An 18,339-nucleotide genomic window follows, 5' to 3' on the forward strand; every position below is an offset into this window, starting at 1 on the left:
CCACCGGTTCAAGGCCGGTGGCTCACGACCGTCCGGCCGCCTCGGCGAGGACGGCGGCGGTGCGGCGGCCCGCCTCCAGGGTGTCGGCGGCCGTGGCGGGCAGGCAGCGCCGGGCCTCGGGGCTGTAGGCGGTCATCACCACGCCGGCGTGGTCGGTGGGGAGTTCGAGGTTCCGTACGGTCGACATCTGCTGTGTCAGGGCAGCGTTGAGCTGCCGGGTGTGCCCGATGTCCACGATCTCGTCCGCCGTGCCGTGGACCAGCCAGAGCGGGACGGGCGACGGGCCGGCGGCCAGGTGGTCGAGCGGGGCGTCCCCGGTGGTGACGGCCGGGTCGGAGTAGTGCGAGGCGATGCCGACGGCGGCGGTGGGCCGGAGTTCGGCGGGGGTGTCCGGGTGGGTGGCCACGGCGACGGCCTCCCGGCCGCCCATCGACCAACCGGCCAGCACGAAGCGCGCCGGATCCCCGCCGAACCCGGTGGCGATGCGGCGGGCCTGGGCGAGGGAGGCGAGCAGTTCGGCTCGGCCGCCGTCGGCCCGGTCGGCGCTCCAGTCCGGGACGAGCACCAGCAGGCCATGGCCGGCGGCCTCCCGGGCCAACGGCCGCAGCACGTCGCGCTCGTTCGGGCCCCGGCCGTGCCAGAGCAGGACCATGGGGGCCGGCCCGGCGGCGCCGGAGGCCGGGCGGTGGACGTCCATCAGCCGTCCGTCGGCGTACGGAACGGCCTCGGGTGGAGCGGTGGTCATGCGGGGTTCGCCTCCGATTCGGTGGTTGATCACTCAGCTGGTACCGTACTTCCTGTCGCGAGGGAGACGATCTCTCGTCAGGCGTCAGCGGTGCTACCAGAGCACGTCCTACTTTCAGTAGGGAGAGTCCGTGCAACCCGGGCCTGGCGCTCCACAGTCGGGCGGGGTCCGGTGCCTTTCACAGGTGCCGGGCCCCGTTCGCGTTCGTGGACGCGTCTGCGGGTACGTCTGCTTCTGCGTCTGCGGGTGGTTGGTTCGTGGTTCGGCGCATGGCCGTTGAGCTGCTAGTATTTCTCTTGTCGCGAGGGAGATGATTCCTCGTCAGGCGTCAGCGGTGCTACCAGAGCACGTCCTACTTTCAGTAGGGAGAGTCCGTGCAACCCGGGCCTGGCGCTCCACTGTCGGACGGGGTCCGGTGCCTTTCACAGGTGCCGGGCCCCGTCCGCGTTCGCGAGGCGGGTCAGTTCCTCCCTGCTGAGCACCAACTCTCCTGCGGCGGCGGAGTCCTGGATGGTCTCGGGGCGGCTGGCGCCCGGGATCGGGATGGTCACCGGGGAGGTGGCCAGCAGCCAGGCGAGGGCGACGCGCTGCGGGCTGACTCCGCGTTCGGCCGCGATCGCGGCGAACTCCTCGCCGGCGCCGCCGAGTTCGGCGGAGCGGCCGATTCCGCCGAGGGGGCTCCAGGGCAGGAAGGCCAGGCCCAGTTCGGTGCACAGGTCCAGGACGGGCTGGTGCGTGCGGACGGCGGGGGAGTACTCGTTCTGCACCGAGACCAGGGCGTCGCCGAGGATCTCCCGGGCGAGACGGACCTGCGCCACGTCCACGTTGGAGATGCCGGCGGCGCGGATCTTGCCCTCCTCGTAGAGCTCCCGGATCGCGCCGAGCGAGTCGGCGTACGGGACGTTCCGGTCCGGGTGGTGCTGCTGATAGAGGCCGATCGCCTCGACGCCGAGGCGGCGCAGTGAGCCCTCGCAGGCGCGCTTGAGGTGGGCCGGGTCGCCGTCGATGGTCCAGGAGCCGTCGCCGGGGCGCCCGCGGCCGCCCTTGGTGGCGACCAGGACGCGGTCGGCGTCGGAGCCGTAGGAAGCGAGGGCCCGGGCGATCAACTCCTCGTTGTGGCCGTACTCGTCGGCGTGCCAGTGGTAGGAGTCGGCGGTGTCGATCAGGGTGATGCCCGCGTCCAGGGCGGCGTGGACGGTGGCGACGGCGCGGGCCTCGTCCGGGCGGCCCTCGACGGAGAGCGGCATCGCGCCGAGGCCGATGGCGCTGGTCCGGACGGTGCCGAGGAGACGGGTGGTCGGGGCGGTGGTTCCGGTGGTCATGCGGGGAGCTCCTGTCCACGGGTGGCGGCGAGCAGGCCGGGCAGCCAGTCGCGGGTGTGGGTGAGGGGGTGACCGAGCTGCTGTGCCCGGGAGTTGTCCATGCCGTAGTAGCGGTCGAAGGAGAACGGCGAGGCCTGCTGTCCGGGCCGTGGCGGTGTGGTGCGGTACGGGCGGCCGGCCGCGATCAGCTCGCAGAGGGCGGTGGCGGTGAGTTCGCCGTGCGAGGCGACGTTGACCGGGCCGGTGAACTCCTCGCCCGCCGCCCAGGCGAGGAAGGCGGCGGCCTCGGTGTCGTGGGTGTAGGAGGAGGGCAGGTCCTCCGGGTGGACGAGGACGGGCAGGCCGGCCTCGATGCGGTCGGTGTAGTGGGCCAGCCGCCCGGTGAAGTCGGCGGCGCCCAGCACGTGGCCGAGCCGCACGGACACGAACGGGAACGCCCCGGCGCGGGTGAACACCGCCTCCGCCTGGCGCTTGCCCCCGCCGTACGAGCCTTCGGCGAACTCGGCGTCGTCCCAAGGGAGTTCGATCTGAATCGGCCACCGGCCCGGATCGACGACGGACTCGGCCAGCGGACGGAGCGGGCGGACCGGCGGGTGCTGGGCAGCGGTGTCGTAGACCTCGATGGTGGAGGTCATCAGATAGCGGCCGGTCCGTCCGGCGAAGGCGCGGACGGCGGCCTCGGCCTGCCGCGGGGTGTAGCAGACCTGGTCGATCACCGCGTCGAAGTCGCGTCCGGCCAGTGCGGCGGTCAGCGCGGCCTCGTCCGAGCGGTCGGCGAGGAGCGGGGTGACGCCCGGCGGCGGTGGTGCCGAGCCCCGGTTGAGCACGCTGACCCGTACGCCGGAGTCGCGCAGCCGGGTGACCAACTGCCGTCCGAAGTACCGGTTTCCCCCGATGACGAGCACGTTTTCCATGACCACAAGTGTTATGGTGCGGCGCGGTTCGATGAAGGGGTGATCATGGGAGTTCAGGCGCTACGACCGAAAGACCAACGGCAGTCGGGCGGTTCGGCCGAGGATTCCTCAGCGGGCGCCCGCAGCGGTGCCGGTGGCGGTCTGGACGCGGTCGATCTGCGGCTGCTGGAACTGCTCCAGTCCGAGGGGCGGATCACGCTCAGCGAGCTGGGCCGGCGGGTGAACCTCAGCCCGGCCGCGGTCGGTGAGCGGGTGCGCCGGCTGGAGGCGGGCGGCACGATCACCGGCTACGCGGCGCAGGTCGCGCCCGGGCGGCTGGGGTACGGCATCCGGGCCTTCGTCCGGGTCTCGCCGCACGCCCGGATGACGGTGAAGTACCTGCGCAGCCAGGAGCTCCTGCACCGGCCGGAGGTGCTGGAGGTGCACCACGTGATCGGCGAGGACTGCTGGGTGTTCAAGGTCGCCGCACGGGACACCACGCACCTGGAGGAGCTGATCGAGGCGATCGCGGTGCTCGGCCGCACGACGACCTCGGTGATCCTCTCCTCACCGGTGGAGCAGCGGGTGCTGCTGCCCTCGGACTGACGGAGCCGAGGACGCGGGGGAGCAGGTTCAGGACGGCTGTCGGTCGGAGCCCAGTTCGCGCGAGATCCGCAGCCCGACCTGGGCCACCACCGGCCCGAGGGCGTGGCGCCCACCGGTGACCCGGTACGTCGGGTCGCGGCTCAGGCCGCCTGGGCGGACTCCCGGGGCGGGACGGCGACCAGGACGAACCGCGCCCCGGCGTCGTCCCGGACGAGCGCGGCACGGCCGTACGGTGTCGGCTCCGGCCCGGAGAGGACGGTGCCGCCGAGGGCGCGCAGCCGCTCGGCCGCCCGGTCGGTGTCGGCGGTCCCGAAGTGGGCCAGCCAGTGCGCGGCCGTGGCGCCCGGGCCGATGCTGCAGGCGGGCAGGCCGGCGACCCGGGCGAGGGTGTGGCCCGCCTTCGGCCGGTCGTAGGTGTAGCCGAAGAGGCGGCGGTAGAAGGTGCGCGCGGTGTCCGGGTCGGGGGAGAGGTGCTCGTTCCAGGCGAGGGCGCCGGGCTCGTCGACCAGGCCGGCGCCGTCGATGGTGCCCGCCTGCCAGAGGCCGAAGGGCGCGCCGAGCGGGTCGACGGCGAGTGCGGCCCTGCCCTGGTCGGGCACCTCGTACGGCTCGCGGGTGATCCGGCCGTCGGCGGCGCGGACGAGTGCGGCGGTGCGGCGCAGGTCGGTGCAGGCGAGGTGGGTGGTCCAGGCGGCGGCCCGGGCGGTGTCCGGGTGCTGTCCGACGGCCGCGACCTGGGCGCCGTACCGGGTGGCGACCGCCTCGGCGGGGCCGGTCGGGACGAACTCCCAGTCGAACAGCGCGCCGTAGAAGCGCTGCGCGCGCGGGGCGTCCGGGGTCGTCAGGACGACCCAGCACGGGACGCCCTCGTGGTACCTGCCCGCCTTCGGCATGCCGCCCTCCTGGTGGCGCCGGCGCTCCTGGGGCACCGGGCCTGTCAGGGGCATCGACCCCGCTGGTGGCGCCGGGCCCGCTGGTGGCGCCGGCCCCCTTCGGCCAGCCTCCGCGTCCGGTCGGCGGGTGGCAAGCGGGGGCGTCAGGCGACGCCGTGCGGCCGGAACTGGATGCTGATCCGGGGGCCGACCGGGCGGGCGGTCTTGGGGATCGCGTGCTCCCAGGTGCGCTGGCAGGAGCCGCCCATCACCACCAGGTCCCCGTGGCCGAGCGGGTGGCGGACGACCGCTCCGCCGCCGTACCGCGGCCGCAGGGCCAGGGTGCGCGGCTCGCCGACGGACAGGATCGCCACCATGGTGTCCTCGTGGGCGCCGCGCCCGATCCGGTCGCCGTGCCAGGCCACGCTGTCCCGGCCGTCCCGGTAGTAGCAGAGGCCGAGGGTGCGGAACGGCTCGCCGAGCTCGTCCGCGTAGTGCCGGCTCAGCGCCGTCCGGGCCTGTCCGAGCACCGGGTGCGGCGGTTCGGCGTCGGCAGGGTACGAGGCGAGCAGACGGGGGACGTCCACCATCCGCTCGTACATCTCCCGGCGTTCCGCCCGCCAGGGGACGGCCCCGGCCAGCTGTTCGAACAGCTCGTCCGCGCCGTGCAGCCACCCCGGCAGCAGGTCCAGCCAGGCGCCGTCGCCGAGCACCTGTCGTCGCAGGCCGGCGAGCAGGCCGAGGCGGGGGCCGTCGCGGTCGGCGTCGTCGAACAGCGAGGGCTGGAGGGTGTCCTGTCTCAGCGAAGTTTGAGTGATCTCACCGAAGGCTGATCGCCCCTCCCGTCGGAGGTGGGCTCGCGACCGGGAGGCCGAGAAAGGGTCGGCGGGCAGGCCGCTGAACTGAGCACTTGCCGACGGCATGGCTGATGACTAGCCTCGCTCGAAGCGTAGGGCGATGTTCGCCCGAAACCCGTCAGCTAACCCGGCAGGTGCCTTCCTGACAGTGCGTCGCGCTAGCGACCGCTACCGAATCTGAGAAGCCGCTTCGATCGCCCCGATCGGAGCTGGTGGATCGGAGCCGGGGAACCAATTTAGGGTGCGCACAGCAATGGAACTTTGGGTTCCGGAACTGTGTGCTGCACTCTTCTGGTTCCCCAGGTGCTGCCATATGGGACTCCGAAGGGGCTTGCGCACACACTTTCCGGCGAAAACTGGAAAGGCCTCCTATTTATGGAGCTGTGGCAGTTCGTTATTGTGCCCGTCGTGGTGGTTGTCGCAATCGCCATTATTGCCATCGGAATCGGGTCGAGGGCCCTGGATGGGACTTCCGGTGATCAGCGGCCTGAGATTCTCCGGGCTCTCGCTGACCTTGTCAGGGCGGTCCGCGGTCGAAAGTAGCCGCAGGTGACTGTCTGGGTGGCTATTTGAGTCATTAGGTAAAGGCGGATCATGGGCGGTTCCGGTGAGTTAATTGAATTGCCGGAACCGCCGCATCTTGATTCATGATTTCGTTCGCTCGGTGAGGCGGTCGGTGGGGATAGGTCCCGGGGTTGGGTGAGTCGCGGTTCTGGTCGAGTCGCCAGGTCTGGGCAAAGCGGTAGAGGGCCATCCATCGCAGTGCGATTCCGTGTTCATCGACCAGGCGGGTCCAGATATCTGAAATATTGATGTTCTGTTCAAGCAGTGGGACGATTAGGTGCCTTATGGGCTCGATGACCCGCACCTGTCGCCGAGCCAGTTCATGAGGCTGGGGTCGCGGGGATCCGAGTGCCCGGCGGACGGTCCGGCGGGAGACGTCGTGTCGTGTGGCCAGTGCGCGGACAGTGAGCCCTCGGTTTTGGGCATCGCGCTGGATCTCGAAGAACTTCTGCCTCTCGGTATTCTCGGTGTCGCTAAGTTTCGGAGATGGTTTGACGTATGTCAGGAGCGACAGGGCATTGACCAGGGTCCGTCCGAGTATCTCAGGATCGACACGGGATAGTGTTGCGAGCTGGTCGATTTCAGGCCTGCTGGTTGAGATCGACTCCCAGGTGAGGAGATTGTAGAGACGGCTGGGCTTGATGTGATTGGCCTGCGCGAGCCGACGGATGAAGGAGTCGATGGTCTCTGCAGGTTTAGGACGGACCCGGATCGGCAGGGGCTTGAGGATGTCTGAGGGATAGCCGCTCACTGGCTGGCCGCAGCTGTTTTCTCGGCGGTGTAGTCCAGAGGAACGGCCGCAAGACTTTCGCGGGTGATCTGCTCGTTGCCAGAAAGAATGGCGTCGATGGCGGCACCGCGGATCTGGTGGGACAACGCGCCGATCATGCCGCCGGTGCGTTCGTGGAGGTAGCGGTCCAGGCCAGTGAGAGTGCCGGGAATTTGGCGGCGGAGCATCAGGGTGCTCTCCAAGGTGGCCACCAGGCTCTTCCATTCGGGCCCGTAGGGGAAAGGGTGGGTGGGGATGAGAGTGAAGCGGCCGGCGATCTGGGCTCCGCGGGTTCCGGAGAGCAGGGTGGTGCGCTCGATGTTGATGCCCGCGTAGACAAACGTGGCGGGGATGCGTTCGGAGAAGTACTTGAGCGTGTCGGCGACTTCGCTGCCATGCCGGGTTGTGAGCGAGATGTTGTGCAGCTCGTCGACTAGGACCAGGCCGGTGCGAGCGTCGGTGCAGATCCCCACGACCGCCTCGATGATGTCGGTGATGTTCCAGGGGCGGCGGACGGGGATGCCGAGGAAGCGGGCGAACTCGGCTGCGATCATGCGCGCGGTCGCGGCCGGCGGGACGGTGACATAGAGAACGGGGATCCGGCCCGTCGCGTGGGGCTGACGGGCCCGGTCCAGTAGTTCGTGCGAGCGTCCGAGTTGGGTGATGGCGATGGTCTTGCCGGTGCCGGCTGGTCCGGAGACGATCAGGCCGCGGCGTGCGCTGACTGCATGGCGATTGAGCAGGACCAGGCGCCGTCCGGATGTGACAGTGTGGCGGACGGTGGAGGTGGCCACGACCAGCAGCCTCGCGTGATGGTCGAGGCGGGCTTCGTCGTCCAGCTCCTGCTCGGCCACCGGCAGCGCGGCGAACTCTCCTTCGGATCGCAGCCGTGGTGCCGATGGTGCCTCGGTGAGAAACTGCCGCCAGCCGTCCAGGGTGGTGAGGTGCTGGCCGGCTTCCTCTTCGGCGTCTTCGAGGAAGCCGCCCGGTATGGGGCCGACGCTGGTCATGCGTTTCTCCAGGGATTCTCGAACGGGTCGAACAGGCCCAGAGGGATCACCTCGGCCAGCGGCTCGTCCTGCGGTTCGCGCTGTTCGGGCTCGGGGTCTGCGGGGAGTGTGGGGTCGGGCCGAGGACGCGGGGTGCTGGGGCCAGTGGCACGGGTGCGTGCGGCAACCCGACGGTCACGGGCCGTGCGCTTCGGTGGGGCCGGCTGGCCGGGCCCGGCATGGGCCCGGGCAAGCAGAGCGGCGACCGCATCCGCGATCTCGGTCTCGGTGGCCTCGGGCAGGCCCTGGCGGGCGTGGTCCCAGGCCAGCTCCCCGAACGGGACCGGGACCCGGTTCAGGTGCTTCCACGTGGCCTCGACCCAGCCGGTGCCAGCGTGGTGGTCGCGTACCCAGATCCGCGAGACGTCGTAGGGGTCGTGGTGGACCTCCCACAGGCCCTTCTTCGCCGCGACGCCCGAGTGCTGGCGGCGCATCCGCGTGAGCTCCGGACTGTCGTAGGTGCGGTACTTGATCCTGATGCCGTAGTCGTTGACGGTCCGCCAGACCGCCGGGAGCAACTCGACGTAGTCGTCGCCGCTGAGCGCGACCGGAACGTAGCCGCAGGCCTCGACCAGCGCGGCGTACTTCTCGTTCGGCGTGAACAGCCGCCCTGGAAGGGCAGGATCACGCAGACCATCGTGCGGTCGGTTCTGCCACTTCGCGACCATCCACTCGTCCAGAAGCTCCTGCAGTTCCAGCAGCGACCACAAAGGCTGCTTGTCCAGATGGCGGCCCCGGTGGTCGGTGCTGCGGCCGGTGTAGCCGGGCAGGAACTGCGTGAACAGCGTCCCCACCGAGCTCAGCATCTTCTCGATGTGGCCCTTCTCGAAGGGCGATCCCTTGTGCGAGGGCTGGAAGTCGATCTCCAGGAACCGGCACGAGGCAAGAAAGTTGCGGGAGATGAACGCCTTCCCGTGATCGCAGACGATCATCTCCGGCACGATCACCGGCCGCGCGGCAGCATGCTCCAGCCGTTCGTCCAGGCTCAGCAGTCGCCGGTGCGGCAGCACCGACCGCGACATCCGCAGAGCATCGACCCAGCCCGGACGCATCAGCTCCGGAGTGACCGTGCGGGCCAGCAGCACGCTCGCGTCGACTGCTTTCGTGGTCGGCCGCAGCACCGCCGCGGTCACCGTGCGGGTCGCGACATCGATCATCCCGGTCAGCTCGACTTTGCCAGGAACACCGTCGTCGAGACGGACCAGCACGTCCAGCGGAGTGGAGTCGATCTGCATCACCTCACCGGGCGCGAAGACCGATAGCTCACCGAACGGGGCACTCGCCCCATGAGCCCGCGACCTGCGGGTCACCGCCGAACCGGTGGTGTGTGTGCCCGAGGTCAGCTTGTCCAGCAGCCGGTAGAGCGTTGCCCGGCAGGGCAGTTGGACCTCAATGCCCTGAGCTTCGCCCCTGAGGATCTCGCTGGTTCGCCACAACAGGAACGTGCCTGTGCGGGTGGAGGCGTCCACCGCCTCGCTGATCGCCTGCCGCATCGCGGCGACGACGGCCTCGTCCACCAAACCGTACCGGGGCGTCTTGCGCACCGGACGGCGATCCGCCAGCCCCAGGACACCGCCATTTTCGTAGCGGCGGCGGTAGTTGCCGACCGTACTCGCGCTGACCTTGTGCCCGGCCGCGCTCAACTCGGCGGCCTTCGTCTTCTCCCGCGAGGTCAGCGACCGGCCGGCGGCGTACTCCGGCCGCGGCTGCGTGCCCGGCGCGGCGTTCGGCGGCAGCCCGTGCAGGACCTCCAGGATGTGCTCCTCCCACCACAATGCCTTCTCCAACACCGGCCGTGGCAGCGTCTCCAGCATCGAGGTCGGGGGCAGCGGCATCCGACCCACGGTGTCCACGAGCTCGAAGTCACCGTCCGCGAACAGCACCGCCGGCGGCACAGACCGCGGCTCGCCGCCGAGTTCGGAGAGCACGACCGAACGACCCGTGACTTCCAGTACCAGCCGGATCTGACCGTCGAACCGGACACGCTGACCAACCGCCAGGCCGTCAGGTCGCGCCAATCTGCCCATCACCGCCCCCTTGCCGTTCGCACCGAACTGTCCGAACCCAGCAGCCGCGAGCCCAGATCCGTCACCAGAACCCCCGACCACAGCAGATGGAACAGCACGGGCAGCACCAGCAGTGGATCACCGACCCGCATGGCCCCCGCCCGTAACGCGGTCGGCTCGTCGAAGACCTCCAGTAGTCGCACCACGACGTCCTCGCGCCGCCCGCACCGCTGCCGCCGATAGCGCGACAGCCACCGCATGTTCGCCATCAGCACCGGATCCGGAACACCCGCGCGCACGAACTCCCAGCCCACCGCCCGGCAGGCCCGCGCCGTCGCCTCGAAGGACTCCGCAGCCGCCTCATCGATCCGGTCACCCGCCCGAACATCGACGACCCGGCCACGGCCGTCCGCGAGCCGCACGAAGTAGTCCGGAGCGTGACGCCGTTTGCGCCGGCCGTCGTGCCAGTGCAGCCAGAACGGCTGCGATGCGATGCCGACCACCTCGGGATCCGCATCGAGGAGGATCAGCCGGTCACGTTCGAGCCACGACTCGTAGCCGACGTGGTCCCGGGTCGTCGCGGCGTAGTACCAGCCCGCGAAGCTCTCCCCGCCCTTCGACCAGCGGAACGGGCGCACCGGCGCCACTCGCTCCAACGCGCAGTTCCACCCGGCGCCCAACGACCGCCGGACGAGCAGTTCGTCCTCGTAAAACCCCAGCTCAAACGCGGTGAGCGCCGGATCCCCATGCGCTCCCGCGAGCTTCCCCACCGCCACCCTCGCCCCTCGGCAGCCAACCGCTCAATCTTCGGTGAGACGAACCTACCGGTAACCAAGATCCAGTGAGAACGCGCAGCCTTCGCTGAGACGGGACAGAGGGGGAGGGTGCCGTGCATGGGGCCAGCGTACGCTTCTATTCGAACGCCTGCTCGAATATCCCCCTCTTTCCGCCGGTCACGTCCTAACCTGCGGATATGGCGATCAATGGCTTCGGGGTCGGCGAGTTCCAGCTGGTGCTGCTGCGTCGGATGGCCGACTTCCGGCCCGTGCTGGTCGAGGACGCGGTGCGGAGGCTGGGTGCGGACCGGGCCTCGATGCGGGAGGCGAACAAGCGCTGGCAGGCGATGGTCCGGTCGCCCCGGTTCCCGCGTGGCGGCGCCCGGTACACCGCGGTGCTCGGTCCGGCGGAGGCGAGTGTGCCGCGCCGGATCGGGGACCTCGCGTGCACCGCGCGGCAGTGGGAGCTACCGCTCTGGCCCGAGCTGCGCTTCGAAATTCTGCTGGGCCCGGTGGAGATCGGTGCGCCGGTGCTGAACGAGTGGCTGGTGCGGGCGGAGGGCCGCCCGGGGCCGGAGCTGCGGACGGCCGCCGACCTCGCGCCGTGGAGCTGCGTGGTGGGCGACGTCGGGGCCGCCTTCCCGCCCGCCGTGCCGCGCGAGGGGAGCGCGCCGACCCGCTTCCAGCTGGACTTCGATGCTCCGGACAGCGACGGGCGGGTGCGCCCCTGGACGGCCGACTTCACCTGGGGGCTGCTCCAGGAGGTCCGGCCGGCCGTCGGCCGGGGCCCGGAGGCACAACCCGGGGGCAGGGGCGATGCAAGGTGATATTCAGTGAATGCCTTCGATTTGCAGGCTGTGCGGCGAGCATGGCAGCATAATCCCAGTCACTCAAGAAGCTCGGCATCGGAAAGCGAAGGATCATGTCGGACGGCGCTCGCGTCATCGTCGGAGTCAGCGGCTCACTGCACAGCCTCACCGCCCTGCATCGGGCGGCGGAGGAGGCCCGGATCCGGCAGGCCGTCCTGGTCCCGGTGCTCGCCTGGACGCCGGTCGGCGGCGAGCGCAACTACCGGGCGCGGCCGTGCCCGCCGCTGCTCCGCGCCTGGCAGGACCTCGCCGACGCGCGGATGGACAGCGCGCTGGAGCAGGCCTTCGGCGGACTTCCGGTCGGGGTGCCGGTGCGGCCGCTGGTCGTGCGCGGCGAGGCCGGCGCGGTGCTGACCGAGCTGGCCGACCGCCCGGGCGACCTGCTGGTGGTCAGCACCGGGGAGCAGGGCGGCCTACGCGCCCGGGCGCAGCGGCTGCTGCGTCGATCGGTCACCCGCCACTGCCTCGACCGGGCGCGCTGCGGCGTGCTCGTCGTGCCGCCGTCCACCCTGCACGAGGACCTGCGCGCGCTGCACCGCGGGATCGACCTGCGGGAGCTGGTCGCCGCCTGACCGCCCGGCCAGACGTACGGCGAAACCGCCTGACTACTCGTCAGGATCGGCGCACTGTGCTGCCGTTGACCACCGTACGGGTCGGCAGCAGCTCGCGCAGCGCGTCCGCCGGGCAGTCCAACGGGTCGAGCGGCCACACCGTGAGATCGGCGAACGCCCCCGGCCGCAGGTGGCCGCGCAGCTCGCTCTCGCCGGTCAGCCGGGCCGCGTTGACGGTGTGCAGGGCGACCGCCTCGGCCCGGTCGATCGCGTGCTCCGGGCCGACCACCCCGGCCGTGGTGCCCCGGGTCGTCATGCCCCACACCGAGACCATGGCGCCGTACGGGCCGACCGGGAAGTCCGAGCCGCCGGTGAGCAGCGCGCCCTCGTCCAGCCACTCGCGCAGCGGGAAGATCGCGGCCGTGCGCTCCTCGCCCCAGGCTCGCTGCTGGGTGAGCGCGCCGTCGTGCAGCAGCGGGTGCTGGACGGTCACCGGGATGCCGAGGGCGATCGCCCGGGCCCGCTGGTCGGGCCGGGCCAGGCCGCCGTGCTCGACCACCAGCGTGCCGGGCGGCAGACCGGGGCGGCCCTTGATCACCTGCTCGAAGACGTCGAGCAGGACCCGCAGACCGCGGTCGCCCCAGGCGTGCACGCCGACCCGCCAGCCGCGCCCGACCACCCGCTCCACCGCCGCGAGCAGCTCGGCCGGCTCCCAGAGCAGCCGCCCGTGGTAGCACGGCTGCCCCTGGTACGGCTCCTCCAGCGCGCCCGCCTCGAAGCCGCCGTCGATGCCGAACTTGACGCCCCACAGCCGGAGCCGGTCGTCGTCGCGGCCGTCCGCGCGCCAGGCGTCCATCCGGTCCAGCAGCGCGTCCACCTGCTCGGGCGTCCGGGCGGTGAAGCCGGAGACCAGCGCCCGGACCCGGACGGCGAGCGCGCCCTCGGCCCGGGCCGCGTCCAGCACATCGAGGTCCTCGACCGGGACGAGGCAGTCCCGGACGGTGCCGATCCCGGTGGCGGCGAAGTCCGCGGAGGCGGCGCGCAGGCCCTCGATCCGCTCGGCCGGGGTGGGGCGCGGCAGCACCCGCTCGACCAGCTCCACCGCCCGGTTGACCAGCCGGCCGGTGAGCCGCCCGTGCTCGTCGCGCTCGATCACGCCGCCGGGCGGGGCCTCGGTGGCCTCGGTGATCCCGGCCAGCCGGAGCGCGGCCGAGTTGAGCACCATGTTGTACGCGCCGCGGCGCACCAGCACCGGGTGGTCGGCGGTGGCGCCGTCCAACTCCGCGGTGGTGGGCATCCGTTGCTCGGCCAGCAGCACCTCCTGCCAGTTGACCGTGGTGTGGATCCACTCCCCGGCGGGGGTGCGGGCGGCGCGCTCGCGGATCAGGGCGAGGAACCCGGCGAGGTCGCGGGCCCGGTGGACGGGCACGCCGTGGACGCTCTGCGCGGCCAGGACCAGATGGGTGTGGGTGTCGTCGAAGGCGGGCAGCACGGTCGAGCCCGGGGCGTCCACGACCTCGGTGGCCGGCCCGATCAGGGCGTCCAGGCCGTCGGGGGCCGGGGACAGGGCGGTGATCCGGCCGCCGGTGACGGCGATCGCGCGCTGCGCGGGCTCGCCGGGGACGAGGGTGTGCACGGCGGCGGCGCGGATCAGCAGGTCCGCCGGGGGTTGGGCGGTCATGACGGCTCCTGGGGGTGGGACAGACCGGTGACCTTCTCGACGTACCGCAGGCTGGGCTCGGCGAGCAGCCCGTGCACCTCGGTGAAGACCGCGCGGGCGGGGACGGCGTTCCAGTCGGCGGGCAGCAGTTGTGCGGGCAAACCCGGGTCCAGGTAGGGCAGACGGCGCCACTGGGTGAGCATCGGGACGTAGCTGCGGAACGCCTCGGCCGGGTCCGTCCGGGGCCGCCCGCGCAGCTCCTCGGCGACCGGGCGCCAGGCGTCGGCGAAGGCCGCGTACTGCGCCTCGATCGCCGGGAGGTCCCACCAACTCGCCACCGCCGTACGGAGATCGGCGAAGCCGGCGTACTCGGCGGAGAGGAAGAGGTGGACGTAGGCGCTCAGCCCGAGCCGCTCCAGCAGCCGGCGGGCGTCCGGCAGCAACCGGGCGGGCGCCAGCCAGACGCCGGGGGCGGCGTTGCCGAAGCCCAGCCAGCTCAGCCGGGAGCGCAGCTGGTGGCGGTGGGCGCGCTCGGACTCGGGCACCGAGAAGACCGCCACCACCCAGCCGTCGGAGAGCTCGGCGGGCTCCAGGCTGTGGAAGATCCGGCGGTCGCCCTCCTCGAAGACCGGCTCCATCGCGGGGGCGAGCCGGTAGCCGGTACCCGTGCGGCGCTCCTGCAGCAGGGTGCCGGCCTTCTTCAGCCGGGACGTCGCCGAGCGGACGGCCGGGCCGTCGACGTCGAGTTCGGCCATCAGCGCGATCAGGTCGGCGATGGATATCCAGCCGCCGAGGCGGCGGACGAACTCGCCGTAGACGGTGTGGATCAGGGAACTCGGCCGGGGCGTGCTCTCCGACATGCGTGGGCGCTCCTCCCCGATGGCCAGGTGGTCCGGTGGTCCTGCGGCTTTGTGCCCGGCTGGCCGGGTGACCCGTGACCGGTCGCGATCATAGCGGTGCTCCCGGACGTTCAGGCCTCCGCGTAGGCGCCGGAGAGCAGGTGCCCCGCGCCGGGCGCGAAGGCCGGCAGGCCGAGGGCGCGGAGCAGCTGGTGGGCGGTGCAGACGGCGGCGGAGACCACCGGCTTGCCCAGTTGCTGCTCGGCCTCCTCGACGGCGGACAGCGAGGGCATCTGCACGCAGGCGGAGAGCACCACGGCGTCCGCGTCGGCGTGCGCGAGGCCGCGGGCGATCGCGGGCAGCCGGGCCGGGTCGTGGGCGGCCACGTCGAGGTTGTCGGCGATCTCCAGGGCGGCGTGGTCGAGCACCTCGATGCCCTCCGCCGCGAGGTAGTCGACCACCGTCCGGGCCAGCGGCCGCAGGTACGGGGTGACCATCGCGACCTTCTCGGCACCGAGCGTCCGCAGCCCGGCGACCAGCGCGCCGGCGCTGGTGACCACGGGTGCGGGCGCGCCGTTCTCGACGGTGCGCCGGTGCAGCCGCTGCTCGGCCTCGCGGTGGTAGCCGGGGCCGGTGGCCATCACCGCGACCAGGCAGGCGTAGCCGATCACGTCCACCCGGGCGTCCGAGAGCTCGGTGGCGCAGCGGTCGGACTCGCCGTCCATGGCGCGCAGTTGCTCGGGGGTGACCTTGGTCATCCGCATCCGGCTGGAGTGGAAGGTGAACCGTTCGGGGGCGACCGCCTCGCGGGCCCGCAGCAGCGCGGGGACCTCGGTCTCCATGGTGACGTTGGAGCTCGGGACGATCTGGCCGATCCGGTAGGTCGGCATCGGTGGCGCTCCCTTCAGCGGGCGTCGATCACGGTTGGCGAGCTTCAGCGGGCGTCGATCACGGGGTTGGCGAGCGTGCCGATCCGCTCGATGGTGGCCTCGACCAGGTCGCCGGGCTGCAGGAACTGCGGCGGCACCATGCCCGCGCCGACGCCCGAGGGGGAGCCGGTGGCGATCACGTCGCCCGGCTCCAGAGTGACGCCGGAGGAGATGTCCGCGATCAGCCGGGCGATGCCGAACAGCATGTGGCGGGTGTTGGAGTCCTGCCGCAGTTCGCCGTTGACCTTCAGCGAGAGGTCGAGCCGCTGCGGATCGGGGATCTCGTCGGCGGTCACCACGACCGGGCCGAAGGGCGCGTAGCTGTCCTGGCCCTTGGAGAAGAACCACTGGCCGGAGCGGCGCTGGTCACGGGCGCTGATGTCGTTGACGATGCTGTAGCCGAAAACGTGCCGCAGGGCGTCCGGTTCGGCGACCTGGAAGGCCGGTTCGCCGATCACCACGGCGAGTTCGCACTCCCAGTCGAGCTGTTTGGTGAGGTCGGCGTTGTGCCGGATCGGCTGGCCCGGGCCGGTGACGGCGGTGGACGGTTTGCTGAACAGCACAGGGCGGTCGGGAAGTTCGCGTTCGGTGTCCAGGGTGCGGTGCGACTCGGCCACGTGCTCCACGTAGTTGAGGCCGACGCCGACGATCTTGCCGGGGCGCAGCGGCGCCCGCAGCCGGACGCCGGCGAGCGGCCGGGTGGCCGGCGTTCCGGCGAGCAGCTCGCGCGCGGTGGCCAGGGCCGGGGCCCCGGACCGGATCAACCCGAGCAGGCTGTCCGGCAGTTGGGATCCGGCGGCGGTGGCGAGGGCGGTGAGGTCGGCGACCCGGTCCCCGGCGAGGAGCGCGCCGAGGCGCGGGGTGTCGTCGCCGTCCGAGCAGTAGGTCAACAGGTGCATGGTGGTGGGTCTCCCGGTCGGACGGTCGGATCTGGTCAGGCGGCGGTCGTGGTGGGCTGGTGCCCGTCGTGGTCCGGGTAGGCCTCCTCGCGGTACAGGCCGAGCGAGTGCGTCACCGGGAAGTCGTTGAAGGAGAACAGGCAGGCGTCCTCGCCCTCGTCGAGGTTCGCGTGCTCGTGCCAGGCCCAGGACGGGACGACGAAGATGTCCCCCTGCTGCCACGCGAAGCGCTGCCCGGCGACGATCGAGACGCCGCGCCCCTTGGCCGCCGTGTAGACCACCGAGCCGGTGTGCCGGTGGGCGCGGGTGGCCTGGCCCGGGCGCAGCAGCTGGAGATGGGCGGCCATGGTCGGCATCACCGGGCCGCCGGTGACGGGGTTGGTGTACTCCATGATGACGCCGTCGTAGGGCGATCCCTCGGTGGCGCGGGCGAGTCGGCGCAGTGCGTCGTAGCTGGGCTCCCAGGGCCAGCCGAACAGCGGCGAGTACGGCCTGCTCCACTTCTCGGAGCCGTACGGCAGCAGGTTGCCGCCGTAGCTGAGCAGCGAGGAGTTCACCACCGGGCCGGGGCGCTGGTACAGCTCCGGGTGGACCTCGTAGAAGTTGGCGTCCAGGGTGTTGACCAGCGGGATGTCCAGGCCGTCCTGCCAGATCACCGGGGCGTCGTCGGCCTCGTTGCCGTGCTCGTGCCAGGTGTTGTTGGGGGTGATGGCGAAGTCGCGCGGGCCGACCTTGAGCTTCTGGCCGTCCACGATGGTCCAGGCGCCGGTGCCCTCGTGGACGAAGCGCAGGGCGGAGGCCTGGTGGCGGTGGGCGGTCATCGCCTCGCCGGGGCCCATGATCTGCAGGCCGGTGTACAACAGGCCGACGGCGGCGCTCAGTTCGCGGCGCCCGGGGTTCACCAGCATCACCACCCGGCGGCCGGCGTCGTCGGCCTTCACCAGGGGCAGCGCCTTGCGCACCAGCGGGCGCAGGTCCGCGTAGCGCCAGAGCACGGGGACGGACTTCGGCTGCGGGTACCAGGGCTCGATCTCGTTCGCAACCGTCCACAGGGCCCCGGCCTCGTGCTTGGCCAACTCATCGTAGTAGGCGAGCAGTTCGGGGCTGTCGGTGACGCGGGCCCGGCCGATGCGGTCGTCGTTCTGCTCGGTCATGCGTCCTCCTCCTCGGGGAAGACCAGGGGCCGCAGCGGTCGGTCGTCCACGTGCAGCCGGAAGACGTCGAAGCGGTTGTAGTGGCCGACGATGTCGTGCATCTGCTTGGGCTGGATGCAGCGGCCGAGGTCGATCTCGGCGTAGACGATGCCCTCCTCGTCCACCAGCGGTTCGGTGACGGCGCGGCCGTCCGGGCCGAAGATCCCGGACAGGGCGCTGCGCGGGCGGGCGAGCTGTTTGCGGACCTGCTGGTCCTCGCCGGCGATCAGGTCCACGATCTCGGGAGAGAGGGTGGAGCAGGAGACCACCGTGAACACCTTGCCCTCGAAGCAGTGGGCGGCGGCGCGCAGCGCGATCGCCTCCGCCATGTCGTAGTCCTCGGGGGCCACCGGTAGGGCGATGTAGCAGGCGGCGTGGACGAGTTCGCCCTGGGCCAGCAGGGTGAAGCGGGCCAGGGGGTTGGTGTTCTCGCCGCAGGCGAGCGCGCCGAGCGGGCCGACGGAGGTGCGGTGCACCTTCAGGGTGCTGCCGTCGCCCTGGGTCCAGGTCAGCTTCTCGGCCCAGGTCGGCACCAACTTGCGGTGGGCGCTGAGCAGTTCGCCGTCCGAGTCGATGATCAGCAGGGTGTTGTACAGCACGCCCAGGCTGTGCCGGCCGCGCTCGTTGACGCCGATCACCAGCACCACCCCGGCCTGGCGGGCGGCCGCGCGCAGGGTGTCGACGTACGGGCCGGGCACGTCCACGGCGGCGCGGTACAGGCGCTCGTACCAGGGCGAGCCCTGCACCGGGTTCATCGTCCAGTTCCAGTACGGGTATCCGGGCACGAAGACCTCGGGGAAGACGACCAGTTCGGCGCCGTGGCCGGCCGCCTCCCGGATCAGCTCGACGGCCTTGTCGACGGTGGCGGCCGGATCCAGGTAGACGGGGGCGGCCTGCACGGCGGCGGCGGTGAATCGTGGCAGGTGGGGCATGGTTCCTC

General features: G+C 71.6%; 18 protein-coding genes. 3 read left to right on the top strand and 15 right to left on the bottom strand.

The window, feature by feature from the left end; all coding sequences use genetic code 11:
• Positions 1-22 precede the first annotated feature (22 nt).
• The 3 genes from OP86_RS05285 to OP86_RS05295 all read right to left on the bottom strand — a co-directional run bounded on the left by OP86_RS05285 (position 23) and on the right by OP86_RS05295 (position 2,981).
• Positions 23-745, bottom strand: coding sequence for an alpha/beta hydrolase (locus tag OP86_RS05285; RefSeq protein WP_030256540.1), 723 nt, complete (start codon positions 743-745; stop codon positions 23-25).
• 422 nt (positions 746-1,167) lie between these two features.
• The gene (locus OP86_RS05290; RefSeq protein WP_030061841.1) at positions 1,168-2,067 is read right to left on the bottom strand and encodes an aldo/keto reductase; all 900 of its coding nucleotides are present in this window, start codon (positions 2,065-2,067) and stop codon (positions 1,168-1,170) included.
• Complete coding sequence (locus OP86_RS05295; RefSeq protein WP_030061842.1) at positions 2,064-2,981, bottom strand: NAD-dependent epimerase/dehydratase family protein; 918 nt, start codon at positions 2,979-2,981, stop codon at positions 2,064-2,066. The genes OP86_RS05290 and OP86_RS05295 overlap by 4 nt, the downstream gene beginning before the upstream one ends.
• 45 nt (positions 2,982-3,026) lie before the next feature.
• On the opposite strand from OP86_RS05295, the gene OP86_RS05300 reads away from it, so the two are divergent.
• Complete coding sequence (locus OP86_RS05300) at positions 3,027-3,566, top strand: Lrp/AsnC family transcriptional regulator (protein WP_030061843.1); 540 nt, start codon at positions 3,027-3,029, stop codon at positions 3,564-3,566.
• 140 nt (positions 3,567-3,706) lie between these two features.
• Here the strand turns inward: OP86_RS05300 and OP86_RS05305 are convergent, their stop codons facing one another.
• From OP86_RS05305 to OP86_RS05330, 6 genes are all read right to left on the bottom strand, one after another.
• Complete coding sequence (locus OP86_RS05305) at positions 3,707-4,459, bottom strand: VOC family protein (protein ID WP_030061844.1); 753 nt, start codon at positions 4,457-4,459, stop codon at positions 3,707-3,709.
• Between the two features lie 143 nt (positions 4,460-4,602).
• The gene (locus OP86_RS05310; protein WP_078588575.1) at positions 4,603-5,361 is read right to left on the bottom strand and encodes an alpha-ketoglutarate-dependent dioxygenase AlkB; all 759 of its coding nucleotides are present in this window, start codon (positions 5,359-5,361) and stop codon (positions 4,603-4,605) included.
• A 526-nt stretch (positions 5,362-5,887) separates the two neighbouring features.
• The gene (locus OP86_RS35590; RefSeq protein ID WP_106973331.1) at positions 5,888-6,610 is read right to left on the bottom strand and encodes a TniQ family protein; all 723 of its coding nucleotides are present in this window, start codon (positions 6,608-6,610) and stop codon (positions 5,888-5,890) included.
• Entirely contained in the window at positions 6,607-7,638 is a 1,032-nt protein-coding gene (locus OP86_RS05320) for a TniB family NTP-binding protein (RefSeq protein WP_030061847.1), read from the bottom strand. Before OP86_RS05320 ends, OP86_RS35590 begins: the two co-directional genes overlap by 4 nt.
• Positions 7,635-9,704 (bottom strand): Mu transposase C-terminal domain-containing protein, encoded by a 2,070-nt coding sequence (locus tag OP86_RS05325; RefSeq protein ID WP_030061848.1) that lies wholly within the window; start codon positions 9,702-9,704, stop codon positions 7,635-7,637. Before OP86_RS05325 ends, OP86_RS05320 begins: the two co-directional genes overlap by 4 nt.
• Positions 9,704-10,459, bottom strand: a complete 756-nt coding sequence (locus tag OP86_RS05330) for a TnsA-like heteromeric transposase endonuclease subunit (RefSeq protein ID WP_030061849.1) — start codon at positions 10,457-10,459, stop codon at positions 9,704-9,706. Before OP86_RS05330 ends, OP86_RS05325 begins: the two co-directional genes overlap by 1 nt.
• A 197-nt stretch (positions 10,460-10,656) precedes the next feature.
• Between OP86_RS05330 and OP86_RS05335 the strand changes: the two genes are divergently transcribed.
• Together OP86_RS05335 and OP86_RS05340 are read left to right on the top strand one after the other, a co-directional pair.
• Complete coding sequence (locus tag OP86_RS05335; protein WP_051829713.1) at positions 10,657-11,286, top strand: hypothetical protein; 630 nt, start codon at positions 10,657-10,659, stop codon at positions 11,284-11,286.
• Between the two features lie 95 nt (positions 11,287-11,381).
• Positions 11,382-11,900, top strand: coding sequence for a universal stress protein (locus OP86_RS05340; RefSeq protein WP_030061851.1), 519 nt, complete (start codon positions 11,382-11,384; stop codon positions 11,898-11,900).
• 40 nt (positions 11,901-11,940) lie between these two features.
• Here OP86_RS05340 and OP86_RS05345 read toward each other — a convergent pair whose 3' ends face one another.
• From OP86_RS05345 to OP86_RS05370, 6 genes are all read right to left on the bottom strand, one after another.
• Positions 11,941-13,560, bottom strand: a complete 1,620-nt coding sequence (locus OP86_RS05345; RefSeq protein ID WP_030256550.1) for an amidohydrolase — start codon at positions 13,558-13,560, stop codon at positions 11,941-11,943.
• Complete coding sequence (locus OP86_RS05350; RefSeq protein ID WP_030061854.1) at positions 13,557-14,399, bottom strand: PaaX family transcriptional regulator; 843 nt, start codon at positions 14,397-14,399, stop codon at positions 13,557-13,559. The genes OP86_RS05345 and OP86_RS05350 overlap by 4 nt, the downstream gene beginning before the upstream one ends.
• Before the next feature lie 110 nt (positions 14,400-14,509).
• The gene (locus tag OP86_RS05355; RefSeq protein ID WP_030061855.1) at positions 14,510-15,268 is read right to left on the bottom strand and encodes a maleate cis-trans isomerase family protein; all 759 of its coding nucleotides are present in this window, start codon (positions 15,266-15,268) and stop codon (positions 14,510-14,512) included.
• Between the two features lie 44 nt (positions 15,269-15,312).
• Positions 15,313-16,206, bottom strand: a complete 894-nt coding sequence (locus OP86_RS05360) for a fumarylacetoacetate hydrolase family protein (RefSeq protein WP_030061856.1) — start codon at positions 16,204-16,206, stop codon at positions 15,313-15,315.
• A 35-nt stretch (positions 16,207-16,241) separates the two neighbouring features.
• A complete protein-coding gene (locus tag OP86_RS05365) occupies positions 16,242-17,360 on the bottom strand; it encodes a cupin domain-containing protein (protein ID WP_030061857.1) in 1,119 nt (372 codons plus the stop codon).
• The gene (locus OP86_RS05370) at positions 17,357-18,331 is read right to left on the bottom strand and encodes a carbon-nitrogen hydrolase family protein (RefSeq protein WP_030061858.1); all 975 of its coding nucleotides are present in this window, start codon (positions 18,329-18,331) and stop codon (positions 17,357-17,359) included. The genes OP86_RS05365 and OP86_RS05370 overlap by 4 nt, the downstream gene beginning before the upstream one ends.
• Positions 18,332-18,339: the final 8 nt, after the last annotated feature.

The sequence above is a fragment of the Streptomyces novaecaesareae genome, from assembly GCF_000716875.1.
Classification (GTDB): domain Bacteria; phylum Actinomycetota; class Actinomycetes; order Streptomycetales; family Streptomycetaceae; genus Kitasatospora; species Kitasatospora novaecaesareae.